At 43.7% G+C, this 17,639-nt stretch carries 20 protein-coding genes and 1 pseudogene; 5 read left to right on the top strand and 16 right to left on the bottom strand.

The genetic code is table 11. The features are described from left to right. Nucleotides 1-175: 175 nt before the first annotated feature. The 7 genes and pseudogenes from ABTV07_RS04310 to ABTV07_RS04280 form a co-directional block, all read right to left on the bottom strand. Nucleotides 176-1,024, bottom strand: a complete 849-nt coding sequence (locus ABTV07_RS04310) for a lamin tail domain-containing protein (protein WP_433751091.1) — start codon at nucleotides 1,022-1,024, stop codon at nucleotides 176-178. An 81-nt stretch (nucleotides 1,025-1,105) separates the two neighbouring features. After that, nucleotides 1,106-2,215 (bottom strand): annotated as a pseudogene (locus tag ABTV07_RS04305) (Ig domain protein group 2 domain protein); the annotation flags it as partial. 268 nt (nucleotides 2,216-2,483) lie between these two features. Further along, nucleotides 2,484-3,020: a nucleotidyltransferase domain-containing protein gene (locus tag ABTV07_RS04300; protein ID WP_433747940.1), complete on the bottom strand. Its 537-nt coding sequence runs from the start codon at nucleotides 3,018-3,020 to the stop codon at nucleotides 2,484-2,486. Nucleotides 3,021-3,161: 141 nt separating this feature from the next. Further along, complete coding sequence (locus ABTV07_RS04295; protein ID WP_433747938.1) at nucleotides 3,162-3,755, bottom strand: YdeI/OmpD-associated family protein; 594 nt, start codon at nucleotides 3,753-3,755, stop codon at nucleotides 3,162-3,164. A 121-nt stretch (nucleotides 3,756-3,876) separates the two neighbouring features. Then, nucleotides 3,877-5,427, bottom strand: coding sequence for an IS1182 family transposase (locus tag ABTV07_RS04290; RefSeq protein ID WP_433747902.1), 1,551 nt, complete (start codon nucleotides 5,425-5,427; stop codon nucleotides 3,877-3,879). 283 nt (nucleotides 5,428-5,710) lie between these two features. After that, nucleotides 5,711-6,691, bottom strand: a complete 981-nt coding sequence (locus tag ABTV07_RS04285) for a zinc-binding dehydrogenase (RefSeq protein WP_433747936.1) — start codon at nucleotides 6,689-6,691, stop codon at nucleotides 5,711-5,713. A gap of 15 nt (nucleotides 6,692-6,706) precedes the next feature. Continuing rightward, complete coding sequence (locus tag ABTV07_RS04280) at nucleotides 6,707-7,204, bottom strand: lactoylglutathione lyase family protein (protein WP_114746792.1); 498 nt, start codon at nucleotides 7,202-7,204, stop codon at nucleotides 6,707-6,709. Nucleotides 7,205-7,330: 126 nt separating this feature from the next. On the opposite strand from ABTV07_RS04280, the gene ABTV07_RS04275 reads away from it, so the two are divergent. Next, nucleotides 7,331-7,708 carry a winged helix-turn-helix transcriptional regulator gene (locus ABTV07_RS04275; protein WP_433751089.1) on the top strand — a complete coding sequence of 126 codons (378 nt, stop codon included), beginning with the start codon at nucleotides 7,331-7,333 and terminating at the stop codon, nucleotides 7,706-7,708. Between the two features lie 206 nt (nucleotides 7,709-7,914). Here the strand turns inward: ABTV07_RS04275 and ABTV07_RS04270 are convergent, their stop codons facing one another. Both ABTV07_RS04270 and ABTV07_RS04265 read right to left on the bottom strand, forming a co-directional pair. Further along, on the bottom strand, nucleotides 7,915-8,463 hold the full coding sequence (locus tag ABTV07_RS04270) for a hypothetical protein (RefSeq protein ID WP_433751087.1): 549 nt from the start codon (nucleotides 8,461-8,463) through the stop codon (nucleotides 7,915-7,917). Nucleotides 8,464-8,661: 198 nt separating this feature from the next. After that, complete coding sequence (locus tag ABTV07_RS04265; RefSeq protein ID WP_433747933.1) at nucleotides 8,662-9,378, bottom strand: YwaF family protein; 717 nt, start codon at nucleotides 9,376-9,378, stop codon at nucleotides 8,662-8,664. Between the two features lie 244 nt (nucleotides 9,379-9,622). On the opposite strand from ABTV07_RS04265, the gene ABTV07_RS04260 reads away from it, so the two are divergent. Continuing rightward, nucleotides 9,623-10,099: a DinB family protein gene (locus ABTV07_RS04260; RefSeq protein WP_433747930.1), complete on the top strand. Its 477-nt coding sequence runs from the start codon at nucleotides 9,623-9,625 to the stop codon at nucleotides 10,097-10,099. Nucleotides 10,100-10,193: 94 nt separating this feature from the next. Here the strand turns inward: ABTV07_RS04260 and ABTV07_RS04255 are convergent, their stop codons facing one another. The 6 genes from ABTV07_RS04255 to ABTV07_RS04230 all read right to left on the bottom strand — a co-directional run bounded on the left by ABTV07_RS04255 (nucleotide 10,194) and on the right by ABTV07_RS04230 (nucleotide 14,382). Further along, entirely contained in the window at nucleotides 10,194-10,553 is a 360-nt protein-coding gene (locus ABTV07_RS04255; RefSeq protein WP_433747927.1) for a VOC family protein, read from the bottom strand. A 74-nt stretch (nucleotides 10,554-10,627) separates the two neighbouring features. Next, complete coding sequence (locus ABTV07_RS04250) at nucleotides 10,628-11,668, bottom strand: serine hydrolase domain-containing protein (protein WP_433751084.1); 1,041 nt, start codon at nucleotides 11,666-11,668, stop codon at nucleotides 10,628-10,630. Nucleotides 11,669-11,778: 110 nt separating this feature from the next. Then, complete coding sequence (locus ABTV07_RS04245) at nucleotides 11,779-12,234, bottom strand: DinB family protein (protein WP_433747924.1); 456 nt, start codon at nucleotides 12,232-12,234, stop codon at nucleotides 11,779-11,781. Nucleotides 12,235-12,352: 118 nt separating this feature from the next. Then, entirely contained in the window at nucleotides 12,353-12,562 is a 210-nt protein-coding gene (locus tag ABTV07_RS04240; RefSeq protein ID WP_433747921.1) for a hypothetical protein, read from the bottom strand. 50 nt (nucleotides 12,563-12,612) lie between these two features. Beyond that, nucleotides 12,613-12,894: a hypothetical protein gene (locus tag ABTV07_RS04235; protein ID WP_433747919.1), complete on the bottom strand. Its 282-nt coding sequence runs from the start codon at nucleotides 12,892-12,894 to the stop codon at nucleotides 12,613-12,615. A gap of 69 nt (nucleotides 12,895-12,963) precedes the next feature. After that, nucleotides 12,964-14,382 carry a bifunctional metallophosphatase/5'-nucleotidase gene (locus ABTV07_RS04230; protein WP_433747916.1) on the bottom strand — a complete coding sequence of 473 codons (1,419 nt, stop codon included), beginning with the start codon at nucleotides 14,380-14,382 and terminating at the stop codon, nucleotides 12,964-12,966. A gap of 261 nt (nucleotides 14,383-14,643) precedes the next feature. On the opposite strand from ABTV07_RS04230, the gene ABTV07_RS04225 reads away from it, so the two are divergent. Next, complete coding sequence (locus ABTV07_RS04225; protein WP_433747913.1) at nucleotides 14,644-15,003, top strand: DUF3139 domain-containing protein; 360 nt, start codon at nucleotides 14,644-14,646, stop codon at nucleotides 15,001-15,003. Between the two features lie 191 nt (nucleotides 15,004-15,194). Next, nucleotides 15,195-15,983, top strand: coding sequence for an HAD family hydrolase (locus tag ABTV07_RS04220; protein ID WP_433747910.1), 789 nt, complete (start codon nucleotides 15,195-15,197; stop codon nucleotides 15,981-15,983). Between the two features lie 102 nt (nucleotides 15,984-16,085). Here ABTV07_RS04220 and ABTV07_RS04215 read toward each other — a convergent pair whose 3' ends face one another. Further along, nucleotides 16,086-16,523 carry a YybH family protein gene (locus ABTV07_RS04215; RefSeq protein WP_433747907.1) on the bottom strand — a complete coding sequence of 146 codons (438 nt, stop codon included), beginning with the start codon at nucleotides 16,521-16,523 and terminating at the stop codon, nucleotides 16,086-16,088. 351 nt (nucleotides 16,524-16,874) lie between these two features. Here ABTV07_RS04215 and ABTV07_RS04210 point away from each other — a divergent pair, with 351 nt between their 5' ends. Next, nucleotides 16,875-17,582, top strand: a complete 708-nt coding sequence (locus tag ABTV07_RS04210; RefSeq protein WP_433747904.1) for a class I SAM-dependent methyltransferase — start codon at nucleotides 16,875-16,877, stop codon at nucleotides 17,580-17,582. Nucleotides 17,583-17,639 lie beyond the last annotated feature (57 nt).

Genomic DNA, 17,639 nt, shown 5'->3' with positions numbered 1-17,639 from the left:
AGTGTAACATGTAATGATCTAGGTAGATAGCATTGATAAAATCCAACACGTGTCTCTTCCATCTCCTCCCCATCAAAAAACCCCTTTCCTAAATCGGACTTTCTATGTCCAAGGAAAGGGGTTTTTCATTTTAGCTATTAAGGGTGTGGGACAAGGAACCTGTCCCCATGTCCCGTTAGTTTAGGATTTGGATGTCGTCGAAGTTTAGTCGGTTTCCGCTTGTTCCGCTGACTAGGATTCGGAATCGGACTGTGCTGCTTTGGTTGACGCTGAATGTTTTTTTGGTCAACGTGGATGAGCTTGTGTTCAGACTTCCCACGTTGGTCCAGGTGCTTCCTTGATTTGTTGACATTTGAAGCTGCCAAGCTGCACCTGTATCAGATCCGAAGTTGGCATGTGAAACTTCTACGGATTTCGCTCCACTTACATCGAAGTTCATGGTCAGTGCTCCGCTTGCTTTCACGCGTGCGGATTGGGATCCATTTTTCACATCACTGCTCAAATTTCCTAACAATGCATTGTCAAAATACCATGAACCGCTTGCTAAGGTCACACTTCCTGCGGTATAAGAACCTTTAGACCCTGTCTCAAAATTTTCATTCAGAACTGCTGTCCCAGACGCAACAGTACCTGTGTGGCTTCCCAAGTAGCTGAAAGTATCTGCCGGATAGCTGGTCCACTCACTGGAATCGTAAGCAGTCGTTCCTGTTGTGACAGAACTGTTCCTTACCAATGTCTTGTCGGTTCCGAACGATGTGCCTGCTGTACCAACTACATCCACAACCGCTCCATTATGCTGAAGGGTTACGGAATCATCCCCATTGAACGATAAGCTGCTGCTTAAGAGATCAGCTTTATTTAAAACTGTCTGAGAAGCACCGCTGTTGGCTACGACAAAAACATCTCCGCTCGCAAGCGTCCCTGAAAGCGAAATCGCTCCTGAAACATTGGATAACTGTAAAGAATAGTTGGATAAATCAATACTTGATGAAGTACCATTGTAAATTTCAATGGCTTTATTCAAACTGCTTCCCTCTACATATTCAGAAATAAAGACATTCTCAGTAGAACTACCTGATCCGCCTGTTCCACCGCCGCTTCCTCCTGTGCCTGTATAGCCATAGGATCCTGCTTTGAAGGTGGAAGGATCGTACCATTTATAGCCTGCATCCGGTGCTGCCCATGGTTCTGATTGAGGTTCAGTTGATGTTTGAGGCGTCTCCATGCTTAAAAGCGCCGTCGGCTGATCAAGCTGCAATCCACTTACTTGTGTTAAGCTTGTGTAATTTTCATGCTGTGAAAGCCAATCAATGATATTTCCCAGCAAAACGCCGTCGTTCTGCTCTTTATAGCCGTCATACGTTGTTTTTGCTTGGCCTGTTTCTTCACGTTTATACTTTGGAGTTGCATCTTCAACAGGAGAGGAATCCCCGATGAATGCTGCTTTCCCAAGACCAACTTTGGAAACAGCAACGAACGGACCTTCTGCGCGGCCGCCGCCATCATAGACGCCTTGGTCAACTGCATGGCTCCAGCTCGCAGTCGTCTGCGGCAAATAAACAATTCCTTTTGCTTTCGTACCATCCGTGATGGCAAGAGTGGAACCTGCATGCATAGCGACTGTGGAAACGCCGCTTGTAATGCCGAAAGCCTGGCTTGGCGCCACTATGTCATTGGCCGTGATATCAGCCAGGGCATTATAGCGGAAACGCACGCCAAAGTTAGTGGAAAGCCAGTCGGAGCTTGCAACGCCCTGCATAGCAGCAGAATTTGCTTCTTCCGTTGTCATTCCTTTGGCCGGGTTGTCCCATGCTCCTCGGCGATATCCATTGAAAACCTCGGAGGCATCCCATCTATTTTTATTTCGGTCTGCATTGTAATGATCGGCGATGAAAAAAATGCTTCCGCCGTTTTGTGCGTATTGAAGAAGTGCTGCTTGTTCAGAAGTTTTGTAAGGGATATTGGCTTCACCAATGACGAGGACGTCATACCCTTGCAAATCAGAATACGTGATCGGTGTAGACTTGCGAAGTTCTTTTACATAATAGCCATTGCCGGCGATGCCATTGGCAAAATCAGAAAAACCGCCATCAATGACCCAGTCGGCAGCTCCTGCTGTCTGTCCATGAGTATTGTCAAATAAAATTTTCTTCCCATTCGCTGAACCGACCGGCTGAATGACCGGCGCCGGATCACTCGGACCCTCAGCAAATGCCGTTGGGAGATTCGAAAAAACGAGCGGCAAACATAACATAAAAACCAATGAGATAATACCTGACTTCCTTGCTTTCACCATTCCTCACTCCTTTTTTAAATAACAACCAAATCAAAATTATCACAAAATTGTTGTGCTAATGTAAATTTTAGAAAAAATGAGCGATAATACCTATTTTGGTACAGAGGGACAGGTTCCTTGTCCCCGCGTCCCGCAAAAAAAAAGAGTATCTCCCCTTACCTGAGGAACATACCCTTCCTGAAAAAACCTATTCTCTATCTAATATCATTTGCTTCAGAATCTTTTTGCTTTCCGCATCCTTTTGTCTGTGCGGTCTGCCGATTTGCTCATAGACTTCCTTTTCTTCCAGCAGCTGTTTTGGATTTAACACCCGAGCTGATATTCCGTTCAATGTATAGCTCTCTGTCATGAGAGAATCAGGTCTCCATACCCATTCTGGCAGTCCATTCATGATAATCTCACCTTCAACAGAATGTGTTATAAATACAAGACTGCAATCAACTTCATTTTTTCGAAAGTCCGACTGCCTGTTACAGAAAGGTTCATTGACAGGGACTTTCTCATACCCAGCACTCGCCAGTTCAGCCTCTAACCTTTGTCTATCCTGAACCCAAGCAACAAAATCAATATCCTCATGGGGGCGGGTGACCCTTCCCAGAAGAAAATCAATGGCCCATCCTCCGCGAAGCCACAATTCCATTCCAAGACTTTCAGCTATTCCACTCACTTCAGTCAAAACCAGTAGTTGTGACTCCTCACGTTCATCCATCGAACATTGTGCCATAAATAAGAACCCTCCCGGGACAGAGGAACAGGTTTACTGTCCCTCTGCATTTTAATTTATGTATAGAGCCTACGGTGGAGGGGTGACTCAGGACGACTGACTGGGACAAGGAACCTGTCCCCTCGTCCCACGTCTCACTAGCTAATCATTCATTCCTTTGCCCTCAAGGATTTGCTGTATATACTTCTCCACTCTCGCCTGTCGTGTCTTTGCTTGTTTTGCCTGTGAAAAATGGAGGATGTATGCTCTTTGGCGACCTGGCGTCAAGGATTCGAATGCCTCTTTCAAAGCTGGCATTTCATCAAGCTTCACCTGAAATTCTTCTGGAATGCTGTATTCTGTCGTCTTTTTAAACTCTACTTCCAATCCGGATTTTTCTACTTCTATAGCTTGCATGATATAGTCTTTCAGGATTGATTCCATTTCAATAATTTCATCCACATTGGTAAATCGAATCTGCCGGGCTGCCTGAACATTCTCCGTCTGTTGGATCAGAATACCTTCAGGATCTTTCATTAAAGAGCCTTTATGGAAGAGGTATGCACAATAGTCTTTAAATCCATGGATCAAAACGACATTCTTGCCATCTAGCGTGTAGCAAGGATGCATCCACTTAAAATCTTCCGTCAAACCACAGTCAAGAGCAATATCCCTCAACTTCATATACTCAGCACTCCACTTTTTAGCCCTGATCATAAACGCATCCACCTTCGGATGCAGTTCACTACGTGTCATCAATGACCACCCCTTATTCACCTGATCTGAATCATACTGTTGAACATAGTTTACCATACGGGACGGGGGGACAGGTTGAAGCCACTGAAAAAGTCGCTTTTTTAAAAACGAAATCTCCGATTTAGGCACAGATTTTTCGAAGTTTACAATCACCAGCGGATATTTTCAAAAATATGGGAGTTAGATGGCTGCTGAGAGCCTTTTTAGAGGATAGTATCTTTGCTATCCTCTTTAAATTTACGGCCAATGCCGTTAATTTGGCTTGTAAGGTCATGCTTTTTAGACCGTACCCTCTGGCACGATCTAACCCGTGGAAATTCTTCATCTCGCCATTCTTCCATTCTTGGCAAGCTCTCTTCCGATATTTTTGTCTGAATTCTTCTGACTTTTGCTGTTGGCTATATTCATAGAATTCAGGGGTGTTGATGCCAACTTCTAGAACTTTTCCAACGGTTTTACCCGAGATGCATTCATCTCTCAATGGACAGTTTCGGCAGGTTTCTTTTTCAAAGTAATATCGATAAGACTGACGGTTCTTTCCTTTTTTGTGGTATTTCCGTACGGTGGTATTTCCTTGTGAACAGAACCACTCATCTGAATCTTTATTGTAGTTATATAGTTCTTCATCAATCTTGTAAGCCATCTCACTTACAGGTATGTAGGGAATTGCGCCAACTTCCGTTATCTTATCTAAGATCGGCTTTTTAAAGTAGGCTTTATCTCCGTAGACTTCGTTAAACACTACGCCAGATTTCTTCGTTAATTCTAGTAGTTCTCCGAACTTCACCCCATCTACGTAGGCACCATCACTGACGTGTACAGCAGTAATCATTCGGTCTTCCGTTGTCACCATATATTCCGTTTTGTAGCCAAAAAAGTGAGTGGATTTACTTTTATGGCCAACCCTAGCGTCTTGGTCGACAATCGATCGTACTCCTTTTTGTTCCATAAATTTAGGGTCATTCAGGATTTCTTTCGCATTAGCTAGTACGTTCTTTGTTTTGAGGCTGTTCTCTAATTCGACGATCTCTTCTACCTTTGAGATGGTTTCTTCCAGATAAGATTTCATCATTTGTTTGGCTTCTTTATGATCTTCCACTTCTTTGTAGTTAGGAATTTCTTGATTCAGTCCCTCAGGGACTGACCCGATTTCCGTTTCAATCGTTTTAAATATTTTTTTGGCGAATCGCTTCATGACTCGTTCTGCCGTACATTTAAAGGTGTTTGCCTCTGAATGGGTGGTATCTATACTGATACCACCACCTTGTAGAATCCCTTTTTGGACACATTGTTTGACGACTTCAACGATAATTTCATCCATCGTGACCGTTCCTTCTAGCTTCTTTTTGCGGAATTTGGTCAAAAGACTGGAATGAGGTAAATCTTCTTCGGGATTAATGCCCAAAAAATACATATATGCGAGATTCAAAGAGGCTTCTTCAATCACTCGTTCGTCGGATAAATCGTATAAGTACTGGAGAACCAAAAGCTTGACCATTAGCTCAGGTTCTTTGGCAGGACGACCATAATATTTACAATAGGATTTCTCCAGTTCTTGATTGATGAAGCTGAAATCCACTTCATCCTTTAGGATTTTAAGGATGTGATCGTCGGGGATTTTATTGTATAATATGGAGTAGATGCTTAACTGCATATCTTTGTCTTTAAGCATGAAGAAAACCTTCTTTCTGTTTGTATAATTGGTTCTTGGTCGATTCAATTATAACAAATGAAGGAAGGTTTTCTTTTTTTATTTATTTTTTTGATGTTTCCAGTTAACTGGAAACGTTTTTCAGTGGCTTCGGACAGGTTAACTGTCCCCCCATTAATTGGTAGTCATTTTTATAGATTCTCACTTAATTTCAAGTATGGGACAAGGAACCTGTCCCCACGTCCCACCGCACCCCGCTCATTCATTGGGCAGGCGCGGGACAATGAACCTGTCCCCGCGTCCCTTAGTGGATTTGGGCGATGATTTTGCCTTTTACTTTTCGGGTGGCTAGTTCGGCCAGTGCTTGCGGTACTTCTTCTAGGGATACTGTTTTTTGGACTAGCGCGTTTAGTTTTCCTTCTTTTAGAAGGGATAGCATATGGTCGCCCATTTCGGCGAGTTTAAGCTGTTCTTTTCGATTTCCGGATTGGTGTACGCTTCCCAGTGCCACTTGGTGGAAGGACAGCGGATGTGCGAAGGAGATGGCATCATTTGCATTTGGCGGGCCTGCAATGAAGGCAATTTGTCCGTTGAACGCCAGCGCCTTCAATGATTTGTCTGCGTTATCGCGTCCGACTGTATCGAGTACGAGGTCGACACCGAGGCCATCCGTGATTTCCAATGCTTTTTCTACAAAATCTTCTTTACGATAGTCGATGGCATAGTCGGCTCCCAAGCTTTTTACATACTCATGATTTTCAGAAGATGCAGTTGTAAGCACTGTCAGTCCTGCATTTTTTGCCAGTTGGATTGCGAATCCGCCGACACCGCCAGCTCCTGCATGTACTAGAATGGTTTGTTCATTTGCTGCATGCAATTTATGAAATAACGCTTGGTATGCGGTAAATCCTGCACATGGCAAGGCAGCTGCGTCTTCGAAGGAAATACCTTCAGGGATCAGCGAAACTGTGTGAGCTGTCGTCACCCCATACTCCGCAAATCCCCCTTTTTTCGTCATGTCGCCGTGGTAGACCACTCTGTCTCCTGCTTTCACATTGGTGACGCCTTCGCCTACTTCTTCCACAATCCCTGCAGAATCTAAGCCAAGTACATGAGGATATGTCCAATTTGGATTACCGCCGTTCCCTGTTTTGTAATCGACCGGATTCAGAGCAGTAGCTTTGATTTTAACCAAAATTTCTCCTTTCCCAGGTGTCGGTTTTTCAATTTCTCCTACCTTCATTTCATTTACCTTTCCTTTTTCTTCAAGCAATAATGCCTTCATTACGATTCCTCCTTTTTAGTACGCCCCTTGGGAATAAGTCAATTCGTAGCTGTGTGTGTAAATTTCGATCAGATTGCCGAATGGATCTTCGCAGTAAACCATTTTGTACGGCTTTTCGTTTGGATAATATTCACGGATCGGCATGCGCTGCTTCCCGCCATGCTCAACGATTTTTTCCACGAGTCCTTCAATGTCCGGATCCTGCACGCAGAAATGGAAGATGCCCGTTTTCCAATATTCAAAGTTATTCTCTGGATTTTCGTTCGTTTCAAACTCGAACATTTCGATTCCAATCTTGTCCGATGTAGCAAGGTGGGCGATTTTAAATTTTCCCCATCCTTCCCCAAAAACATCCTTGCACATTTGCCCGATCGGACTGTCGTCTTCCACAATTTCAGACGGCTCCATGATGACGTACCAGCCTAAAACCTCTGTGTAAAATTTAACAGCCTCCTCTAAATTCGGAACAGATAAGCCAATATGTGAAAAGGAACGCGGATATGGTTTATTCATGATATCTTCTCCTTTTTATTGAAAGTTCTTTTTCAGTATAATGATGACATGTCATTATTTGAAGACGGCACTTTTACGTAACCAGGTACCTTTGTGGTAACCTTATTTGATAGATACCCCAATATTATGTACGGAATCCCTGTTTTTATAGGAATAGGAGGAAAAACGGTGAAATCGACGAAATACAACGTGCCCGTTGAAGCAACGTTAGAAGTTATCGGAGGAAAATGGAAAGTCGTCATCCTCTGCCTGTTAAAAGAAGGCGACAAACGGTTCAGCGAACTCCAGCGGTCCATGCCGGCCGTTACGAAAAAAATGCTCTCCCAACAGCTCCGGGAATTAGAAAAAGACGGCATCATCAATCGAACCGTCTACGACGAAATCCCGCCAAAAGTAGAATACTCACTCACCCAAGAAGGAGAAAGCCTCCGCGAAATTCTCAACCTCATGTGTGCGTGGGGAGACAGGAGACTCGGCAACGAACCCGACTGCAGCGGGACATAGGGACAGTGTTACTGTCCCTTTTCTTCTGCCTATCCCCTGGTGAATGCAGGCACTTACTGGGGTGGCAGCCGTGGGGCATGCTGCTCTGGTGAAACAGGTGTTGCACAGGCGTGCACGGATGTGGCGCGGTCGTGGCGGGACAAGGAACCTGTCCCCATGTCCCACAAGGAAAAAGCGCGGAGTTTTTCTCCGCGCTTTTTTCCTTCTTATTCTTCACAGCTGGTGGAATATAGGATTGATACGCTGCAAAGATCTTCTTTCATGACGTCTTCAAAAACCTTTGAGGCTACTGCTGTGAAATTATTACACAGGTTTGATATATCGTCATTATAAAACTGGATGACTTCTGGCTTAAAAACGGGATATACTGCGTTATTCCCACCCATGTTCTGGCGCTTGACCACGACATCCTCGTAATACGGATTGCCTGAAAGTGCCTGCTCAACAAGCCCTGCTATTGCGAACGCCCCTAATGGACATGGAACAGGCTCGACAATTTCCTGATCGCCATTGATGACTACTATGTTAATGCTCACATTTCCAAATTCAACATGGCTCTTCAAAAGAGTCGCCAAAGCGATTGCCTTTTCATCTCCAAGTACAGTAACCGGGATAATATAATTCCCCCCAGCTGGTATAAGCGGCCCTACAATCACATTAGGATCCTGACCAACTGAATATTTCAACTCATTTTGATAGGTCACCCATGGTGGTGAAAGCTGGACTCCTGCAGCTGCCTCAACCATTTCACTCATTTCATTTTCCATCTATTTTTTGCCCCCAAACTAAACAAAAAGTTGTACCACATAATAGTTTATTAAAGCTGGCTGAGTTGGTGTGGGACAAAGGGACAGGTTCATCGTCCCAATTTTTGCGACTGCAACTAGAGCGTGTTGCCATGAAAAAGCGAATGATTCAGTTGATCAAAACTGCTGCCCAACGAGCAAGATCGTTCACCCCCGCTCACTCATTCCCCGTTTCCGCTGCAAGAGCGCCCACATCGGCAGATATGAGATGAGGAAAACGAAGATGGCCGCGACTTCGAGATTGATGTAATATAAGATGCCTGAGCCAAAAAAGGACAGAATGGTTTCTGCGTCCGTCGGGCTTGCCAAATAGAAGAAGTTGGTCCCGAGCCAAATATTCAGGAGAAATATCGGCACAGCAATCAAATTTGCCATGAGAAAGCCGGTCAAGATGGATTTCTTGGGTAGGCGATAGCCTTCATACACAACAAAATAAAGGACTGCCCAAGGAATGGCGGAATGGAATAGGAAGTATCTTAGGAAGCTGAAATGAGGAAATTGATAGAACAATTCGGGTGTCACCATACTGAGGATTGGAGGAAGAAAGCCGATAAAATACAATAGCGAAAAGGCTCGGAGGCTTCTCTTAAAGAACAAATAAATCGAGATAAAGGCACTGAACGAACACATCTGGAGAGGCAGACTGCTGACATCCCACTGATCCGTGGCCACATTCCAAATTTGGCCTGAAAGTTCGCAGATGACCAATAAGCAAAATAATGTCCATTTGATCGCTGACCGATGGGGTCTTAACGCGCCTCTAAAATAAATAAGGAAAAAACTGATGACCAGAAACACCAAGAATACCGTGATATGAGGACCAGAGAACAGTTCAAACGTTCGCATTTCCGTAGGCGAAAACATGATCCCACCCCTATTCCCTTAAGATTAGACGGTTAGTATAAATAGTCTATTCGGCAGGGGTAAGAAATACGACTGTGGGACATGGGGACAGGTTTACTGTCCCTCCACTATTTCCAGGAAGGAGATTTTAGACATTTGAGGAATGTTTATAGGAGAAGTAGTGGTGTTTTCATCCACAAAGGACTGCTTGAAGCTTCGGATAACTAGCTTCTAAGATTCATAAACAATGAAAAAGGAGAGCGAAATGATGGAAGTTTTTGCGACGCAATATGATTGGATTAAACGAACCCGGGAATCACTATTCCGCTACTGTGAGTCCCTTCCGCACGAAGACTATGTGAAGGAGCTTGATATTTTCGCAGGGGATTCCATCCTCAGCCTTCAAGTCCATACTGCGAATTGCTATCGCTGGTGGCTTGGCGTTCGCGCCCTCGGAAAATCATTACCTGAACGCACAACGGACTCAGTAAAAGACATACAAGGTGTACGTGAGCTTTTCCACGAGGTCGATGATCTGGTGAGAGAATTTCTTCATGAATTCCAAGGAAAATGGGATCAAGTCATCCCGATGACTCTGAGGAATGGTGAAACGTTGAAGCCCACAACATTATGGCTTTTCACCCATACCACCACCCATGAGTTTCACCATAAAGGACAAATTGTCAAAATGGGAAGATACATGGGGCATATTCCACCGGACACCGATCTATTAGAACCGTAATGGGACGGGGGGACAGGTTTACTGTCCCACCCGTCCCTTTCTTTCGCTTGCTTGGGACACGAAACCTGTCCCTTTGTCCCATGTCCCACACCACTCAGATGAATTGCAGATAGTCTATAGTATTTCCAAAGGGGTCTTTAATGCTGATGTATTTTCCTGGAGGGCAGTCTGTTGGCTCTTCTACGATGAAGTTTACTCCTTTTTCTTTTAGAGATTTTACTGTCAGTTCGATATCTTCGGTTTTCAGCCCCAGCGCTATGCCTGTAGCTTTCCTATCCTGTTCATAAACTGCTGAATCACTTTCCTCCAATACAATTGGCAAATCCCCATGCACCAGGGAAGCGATAGAAGGACCATACTGCTTGTTTAGTTCAAATCCTAAAACGTTAGTATAAAAATCAATGGCTTCACTTAAATTTGGTACATAGATGCTTATTACACAAATTTGGTTCACTTTGATCACCACTTTCGATAGATTATTAATAGTTGTTCGCTATTTACCTCCAATACTCCTCTCCTAATTAATTTTCATATGAACCTATCTATCAAAACGGCCTCATAGATTTCTCCAATGATGCCTTCCATCTGATGCTTCCCCAGTTCTGCATTAGTCATTATTACTGCAGCACTCTGCTTATGGGGCAAAGAAGCCAACATACACTGGAACCCAACACCCCATCCGAGTGAAGTCATCTCTAATTCATTACCGGAACCATATAAAAACACACCTAGCCCCGCCCATTCTCTGCCACCATGCGGAGTAATCATCTCTATAGCTCTTTCAACTGAAATTCCAAGCTCACTTTCCCCTTTTAAAGCTCCCATAAAATCAATTACCAAATGTGCTAAATCAATAGGAGTGGTCCATAAGCCAGAAGATGCTGGGTAAGGGTAGATGGGGTATTTTTCTTCAACCATTTTTCCACTTTTATAATGGCCATATGAAAAGCTTTCGCCATTAGTTTTTAATGTATATGTACTGTTCTTCATCTGCAACGGCTCAAAAATAAACTCATTTATTACTTGATGAAATGGCTTTTTTACCACATCCTCAATTACGAGCTGGATAATGCAATAGCCTGCATCTGAGTAGTGGAATTCACTCCACGGTTCAGCCATTACTTCAATGGGTATTAGGCAAAAATGACTTTTCCCTTCCAATAGCTCAACCATAGACGGTAACATATCATCCGATTTTAGCACTCCAAAACTATTATCAGGATCCATGATTCCTGATTGGTGACAAAGCAAACTTCGTAAAGTGACGGGCTTCTTTTGTGTAAATTCATTGTTAGGCGCTTTCCAAGAGATCAGTTTATTATTGATATTTTCATCCAGGTCTAGAATCTCTTGCTCAACCAACTTCAAGACTAACATACTTGTCGCAAATTTACTGATAGAACAAGCGCTGAAAATTGAATTTGATTGCACTGTTTTCTTCTTGCCAGCCTCCAGTGTACCGAAACCATCTGCCCAACTGATTTGACCTTTATCAATGACTGCCATACTTATTCCTGGTACATGGAAATATTCCATCCGTTTCAATATATCCTTGCGTTCCAAGTGAATCCCCCTAAATATATCATAGGAAAATAATAACACGAACAAATGTTCTTGTCTAATTTTTTTGAAAATTCTACAAGAAAAAGACTTCCATTAGGAAGACTTCGAAAAAATGATCACTTCAACATCTGCATCATGCTTTTAATTGTCCCCATATGCATATTTTCATGATTCATATGAAAAAGAAGCATCTCTCCCACTGTGCTCATATGCAAAAAAGGTTCTTGCAGTCTATCATTGAGTCTCCCGCTGCAAGCTCGTTCAACTAATGTCACTTGTTCTTCAAGAAGGCTAATCAATGTTACCATTGAGGGGGGATCCCCATCCCAATCTTCCGGCTTGCTGCCTCGGGGAAACATCATGTGATAGGATTGAGGCAGCTTTCTCTCCTCACCAACTGATGGAAACATCGTATGATCCCAGCCTACTAAAATATGTCCAGCATTCCATCTAATACTGTTGCGATGGCCAGCAGGAATGAGGTCGGCCATTTCTTCAGGTATTGTACTAAGAAAATCCACCGTCCACTTCCTCCACATCTTCATCTGACCAAACAACTGCTCTTCATTCATTCCTTCCAGCTCCTTTTGCGGGACGTGGGGACAGGTTTACTGTCCCACACTTTTATCCACTAGCTCGAGTGGGACGAGGAACCTGTCCCCGCGTCCCATGTCCCCTCGTCCCACATTTTCATTTTGTTGCTTTTATCACTTTGAAAGACAAACTTGATAGAATAAATGCCGCTGCTATTAATAAAGGGGTAACCACAACAACGCCTATGAAGTCTGTTTTATAATTCCACGGTACGAAGGCATCCCACAATCTTGTCATTACATTCCAAAGCACGATAAAAATGAAGATGGTGAAGAGAAAATAAATGATTCTTTCTAACAGTTTCATTTTATTTTATCCTTTCCCGTTTTATTTACTGGTGCCCCTTTTCTCAAGGGCTATCGAGCCAATCCTTCTTCCTCATGCTTCTTCCTTTTCAAGAGAAAGTACGATGCCAAAAACAAAAGACAGTAAACAACTATCATTCCAGCCCCTAATATCGAAGAACCTGAAAATCCTTCAAAAATGGAATAAACCAATAAAATAATCATTGGTACCAGCCAAGCCAAACCCTTCTTTCTGTTTTGCCTGTAGAGAGAAATGAAAATAGCCAGCCCCAACATTCCCCCGACTATCTGCACAACAAAAACCATTACATACATCCAAATACTAAATGTCATCCTCTCCCCCTTTTGAGACGCAGGGGACGCAGGGACAGGTTCCTTGTCCCGCCATACCCGCTCCCAAGTTTAGTCCATCAATGGGACGAGGAACCTGTCCCCCTGTCCCATCAAATACCGCATAAATACGTCTTTTACCATTAATATGTTTTCGACTTTTAGTAATGTATTCCCTTTGACGGAGGAATATCCGCAGACTCTTTCGTACAACATGGGCGATCCCGATCCAACTGTATAGACTTGCTCATCACGCAGTGTTTCTCCGTTTATTTTAATCTCGCAAACCTCTCCATCCCGGAAATTCCACTCCACACCTGAGAACCCCAGGGAGCCGATTGGGATTCCATGTGGGCGGAAACCGTTCCCATATACTAGTTTGCTTGTGATTTCCTCTTTCAAACTATCTTCTATTAATCCTGCGATTTGCTCGCCGGTCAGCTCCATCAACACCGGGGAGTGCATGCTTTTGCAGACTGTCAGAACATCCCCCTTCGTGATTTCGCCGGCACCCAATCCATCGATGGCAGCCCCGCCATACATAATTCCAACTTCTGCATCCCAAAAGCTGCGGACACTTTCCGCCATCAATTGAATGACATCCCTGTGCGACAGTGGTTCAGTCGTCCCGAACAATACTTCTGATAAAAATTCATCCGTTTCCTTGCGGCCCTTTTCCACGATGGCTTCCATCCCAGGATCCGCCTCCGATTCGGAGTTAATTTCAACTAATTTCCCATCGTATGCCGTGACCTGATGCTGGTCATTTTCAAAATTCACTTCCAACTTCAGTTCTCCCACAAATTTACCGTGGGACCCTGCCTGCACAATCAACATCCCAGATTCCATTACAGGAGCCTGAAGAACCGTGTGGCTGTGCCCTCCGACAACCACATCCACTAAGCCACTCAATTCCTTCGCGTTCGCTAAATCAGCTTCATAGCCCAGATGCGAAAGAAAAACAATGAAATCAGCGCCTTTTTCCCTTAGCCCCGCCGCAGCATTTTTAACTGCTTGAATGGTATCCAGATTCCGGAACCCATGCTTATTTTCATAAAGATCCCCGAATTGGTCTGTGGCACCGAAAAGCCCGATATTCATTCCATTTTCCAAAGTCACCATAAGCGTTTCCTGCATGCCGCCGATCGGAGTCCCATCACCTTCCACGAGATTCAACATCAACCACGGCACTGGAGTCTCGAGACTATGCTCCCTAATCAAATCAGGCGTCGACCGAAGCAGCTCATTATTCCCAACAGACATAGCATGGTAGCCAGTCTCTCTAAGCATGTCCAAATGTAGCTTGCCCCTGGTCGCCAGACACTCATTGATGCTCATATCCAAATGATCCCCGCCATCAACCAATAAATAGCTCTCCCCCTGATTCTCAAGCTCCGCCACACGCCTCTTAATATAAGCAGCCTGCCTGACAGCCTGATCATACTCAGCATGAAGATCATTCGTATGTAAAATCGTAAACCTCTTCTTCATTATGGACCCTCCTCTTCTGGGACATAGGGACAGGTTTACTGTCCCTCTTCTCATGTCCAAATTCTTCAGCTAAGTATTGGGACGAGGAACCTGTCCCTGCGTCCCACAAAACCTCACCTAATGACAATTATTTCAAAATATTCAAATTAATTCAACGGTTTCTCAATTATTAAAAGGAGTAAACGGTTTAAAAGACGAATACATTGAGATTGATTCTTGTTCGGTTGCCAAAGGACGGTTGATTAAAGGGGCGATATAAATTTGGATCAAAATAAATTAATTGTTGATAAAGGAACAAGGTGGCTTGCAGCTGGAATGATCACACTTTGCTTATGTATGATCCTAGTTCCATTAGGTTTGTTCGGGTATTACAAATACAATGTTTATGCGCTGAAGAACGATACTTACAAACATTTATTTGCAGAGGGCTACTCACAAAGTGACATCAAGAACTTTCGAGTCGTCTTTAAAAAATTAACCTTATTGTCATCTATAGTAGAATTTACAGACGAACCAAATGTAGTGTATTGGTACGATAAAAAACAGGGGAAAATCGTGCAAATTGGCATATACGAAGCAAAAGACATTCCTGAAGAACAACAATTTAAACATCTTGAATAGCAGCAGGGACAAGGGGGCAGGTCCGCTGTCCCCTTGTCCCTGCCATATTCCTCGTTCTAAACCAGGTAACGGGACGACAAACCTGTCCCCCCCTCCCACACAAATCTACATTCAATTTATACATTCTCTTTACTGAGGGTTAATATTCAGATGGTAGGATGGGGATAGCAACGAATGAGGAGGTAATAGAAATGAATGTGCGTGCAGTATTTATTGATATGGATGGTACATTGCTGAATGCCTCAAACTACATTTCCCGCCGAAATTCCGAAGCAATCCATACACTTGTTTTACAAGGGGTAATGGTCTACCTGGCCACTGGCCGCCACTATGAAGTCACCGTTCCTTACCATAAAGAACTGGGATTACAGACCCCCATGATCTGTTTAAATGGCGCTTCTATACACGATGGAGCTACAGGAAAAGCTGTACAAATGAAAACAGTTCAGCTGAACGACGAACGCTTTCACCAGTTGACAGCTGAAAGTCCTTGCAATGTCATTGTCCACACAGCAGATGGACTCTATTGTAAAGAAATTAACGAGGAAATCGATTATTGGACAGAAATCGGAAAAGTCGAACCGAGGTACATTGGGGACTTAAGGAAGGCCGCCTATCAAGACGTTCTAAAATACAGTGTGCGAACCGGTGCACCAAGTCTTGAACTATCAGCTATGTTTAACAAAGAAGCAGAAGTCATCGATTGGAATGACGGGTTCGAATTGATTGCTCCCAACGTTTCAAAATGGGCTGCAATTAAAAGCGTGCTAATCGAAAACGGAATAAGTCCAAATGAAGCCGTAGCCATTGGCGATGGCCCCAACGATATTCAAATGCTGAGTCAGATTGGCACCGGGGTAGCCATGGGGAACGCAAGCGAAATAGTCAAATCAGCAGCAGATTTTGTGACAGGGCACCACGAACAAGACGGATTAGCCCAATTCATCGAACGCTTCCTCCTAAAATCATACGCCATCTAAACGGGACATGGGGACAGGTTTACTGTCCCTATTGTCATGTCCATAGCCCCACCCAAGCAATGGGACGAGGAACCTGTCCCTCCGTCCCAACTCGTCACAAAATCACTTCAGGTTGAACATCCCTTTACCGGTCTCCATACTGATAGGCAGCGAGGAATGTTCATGCGTAATCTTCCACTCTTCATCCAATTTTTTGAGCCCAAATGTAAATCGGTTGGTCATTTGTCTCAACTTTTCGTCAGCTGCATTATGCGCCGCGAAGGTCACATTGCTGTGGATAAATGCAAGTTCACCGCTCTCTTCTATAACCGTATCCGAAAAAAGCACCTTCAAGGTGACGTCTTCAGCCTTAAGCCCGTTGAACCAATCCACAACAGATGCTCTCCAGCTCTCAGCCCCTTTGCATTCCCACTGGCCCCAGCAGTCGAATATGTGGACATCTTCTGCATAAGTCGAAACAAACTTCTCTACATTTTGCTCATGAACAGAGTTTCGATAATTATCCAAGACATCCTGTACCTTTGTAAAAACTGCTTCCATGATCATTCCTCCCATCCTTTTTCATATTATTAAATTCAATAAAATTCATTCAAAACCTGTTTCCGACAAAAATTGATAGATAAAAACATAAAAAAAGTTTTAAAAATTTTTATTCTATCTACTAATCAACGCCCCATCACAATCATCATAGATACCCATAAAGCTCTCACACCACATTCAAATACCTTCCCTTTAAAACAAGGGTGCAACGGTCTGACCTCCTCGAAAAAGGGCTTTAAAATGACTGTTTTCCCCCTTCTACCAGTTTCATCAGAATCCAATAAAAAGGGCTTTTTCCCTCAAAAATCGAATTATAAGAGTAGACAAATTACTTGAAAATGGAGGAAAACAATGCACAATTCCGAAGAAATTCACACCCATTCCGATGTACTAAAAATGCTGGATTCCCTCCTTCGTGAACCGGCGCCATTCTGGAATGAATTCTACACAAACCGAGAAAAGAAGATTCCTTTCTTCGCCAATATTCCGGATGAAAATTTGGTGAGCTATTTTGAAAAGGGACTTCTTAAACACGGAAAAACACTTGAACTTGGTTCAGGTCCAGGAAGAAACGCGTTCTACTTAGCACAGAAAGACTGCGAGGTAGATGCAGTGGACCTGTCGGAAGAAGCTATACAATGGGGAAAAGAAAGAGCAGCAGAAGCAAAACTGCCGGTCAACTTCATTCATGGGGATATATTTGAGATGAACATTGAAGAAAATTCATATGATCTCATTTATGACTCAGGATGCTTTCACCATATCGCTCCGCACCGGAGGATGAGCTATCTCGACTTGCTTCATAAAGCTTTAAAACCAGGCGGACACTTTGCCCTCACTTGCTTTGCGGCAGGCGGGCAATACGGCGGGTCTGAAATCTCCGATTGGGAAGTCTACAGATCGAGAAGTCTAAAAGGCGGATTAGGCTATACAGAAGAACGGCTAAAAAAAATCTTCAGCGACTTCCAACTGATCGAAATGCGAAAAATGGAACCGATGGCAGAATGCAGCCCAACATTTGGCATCCAAGACATGTGGACAGCCCTCTTCCAAAAATAATGGGACATAGGGACAGGTTGAAGCCACTGAAAAAGTCGCTTTTTTAAAAACGAAATC

This window comes from Falsibacillus pallidus (assembly GCF_050990905.1).
GTDB classification, from domain to species: Bacteria; Bacillota; Bacilli; order Bacillales; family DSM-25281; genus Falsibacillus; species Falsibacillus pallidus_A.
This window is presented reverse-complemented; position numbering and strand designations above follow the sequence as displayed.

Excerpts from the sequence above, each read along its gene's own strand:
- ABTV07_RS04300 (WP_433747940.1), bottom strand. The coding sequence starts at position 3,020 with ATGGCACAATGTTCGATGGATGAACGTGAGGAGTCACAACTACTGGTT.
- ABTV07_RS04295 (WP_433747938.1), bottom strand. The coding sequence starts at position 3,755 with ATGACACGTAGTGAACTGCATCCGAAGGTGGATGCGTTTATGATCAGG.
- ABTV07_RS04290 (WP_433747902.1), bottom strand. The coding sequence starts at position 5,427 with ATGCTTAAAGACAAAGATATGCAGTTAAGCATCTACTCCATATTATAC.
- ABTV07_RS04285 (WP_433747936.1), bottom strand. The coding sequence starts at position 6,691 with ATGAAGGCATTATTGCTTGAAGAAAAAGGAAAGGTAAATGAAATGAAG.
- ABTV07_RS04280 (WP_114746792.1), bottom strand. The coding sequence starts at position 7,204 with ATGAATAAACCATATCCGCGTTCCTTTTCACATATTGGCTTATCTGTT.
- ABTV07_RS04275 (WP_433751089.1), top strand. The coding sequence starts at position 7,331 with ATGTACGGAATCCCTGTTTTTATAGGAATAGGAGGAAAAACGGTGAAA.
- ABTV07_RS04270 (WP_433751087.1), bottom strand. The coding sequence starts at position 8,463 with ATGAGTGAAATGGTTGAGGCAGCTGCAGGAGTCCAGCTTTCACCACCA.
- ABTV07_RS04265 (WP_433747933.1), bottom strand. The coding sequence starts at position 9,378 with ATGTTTTCGCCTACGGAAATGCGAACGTTTGAACTGTTCTCTGGTCCT.
- ABTV07_RS04260 (WP_433747930.1), top strand. The coding sequence starts at position 9,623 with ATGATGGAAGTTTTTGCGACGCAATATGATTGGATTAAACGAACCCGG.
- ABTV07_RS04245 (WP_433747924.1), bottom strand. The coding sequence starts at position 12,234 with ATGAATGAAGAGCAGTTGTTTGGTCAGATGAAGATGTGGAGGAAGTGG.
- ABTV07_RS04240 (WP_433747921.1), bottom strand. The coding sequence starts at position 12,562 with ATGAAACTGTTAGAAAGAATCATTTATTTTCTCTTCACCATCTTCATT.
- ABTV07_RS04235 (WP_433747919.1), bottom strand. The coding sequence starts at position 12,894 with ATGACATTTAGTATTTGGATGTATGTAATGGTTTTTGTTGTGCAGATA.
- ABTV07_RS04230 (WP_433747916.1), bottom strand. The coding sequence starts at position 14,382 with ATGAAGAAGAGGTTTACGATTTTACATACGAATGATCTTCATGCTGAG.
- ABTV07_RS04220 (WP_433747910.1), top strand. The coding sequence starts at position 15,195 with ATGAATGTGCGTGCAGTATTTATTGATATGGATGGTACATTGCTGAAT.
- ABTV07_RS04215 (WP_433747907.1), bottom strand. The coding sequence starts at position 16,523 with ATGGAAGCAGTTTTTACAAAGGTACAGGATGTCTTGGATAATTATCGA.
- ABTV07_RS04210 (WP_433747904.1), top strand. The coding sequence starts at position 16,875 with ATGCACAATTCCGAAGAAATTCACACCCATTCCGATGTACTAAAAATG.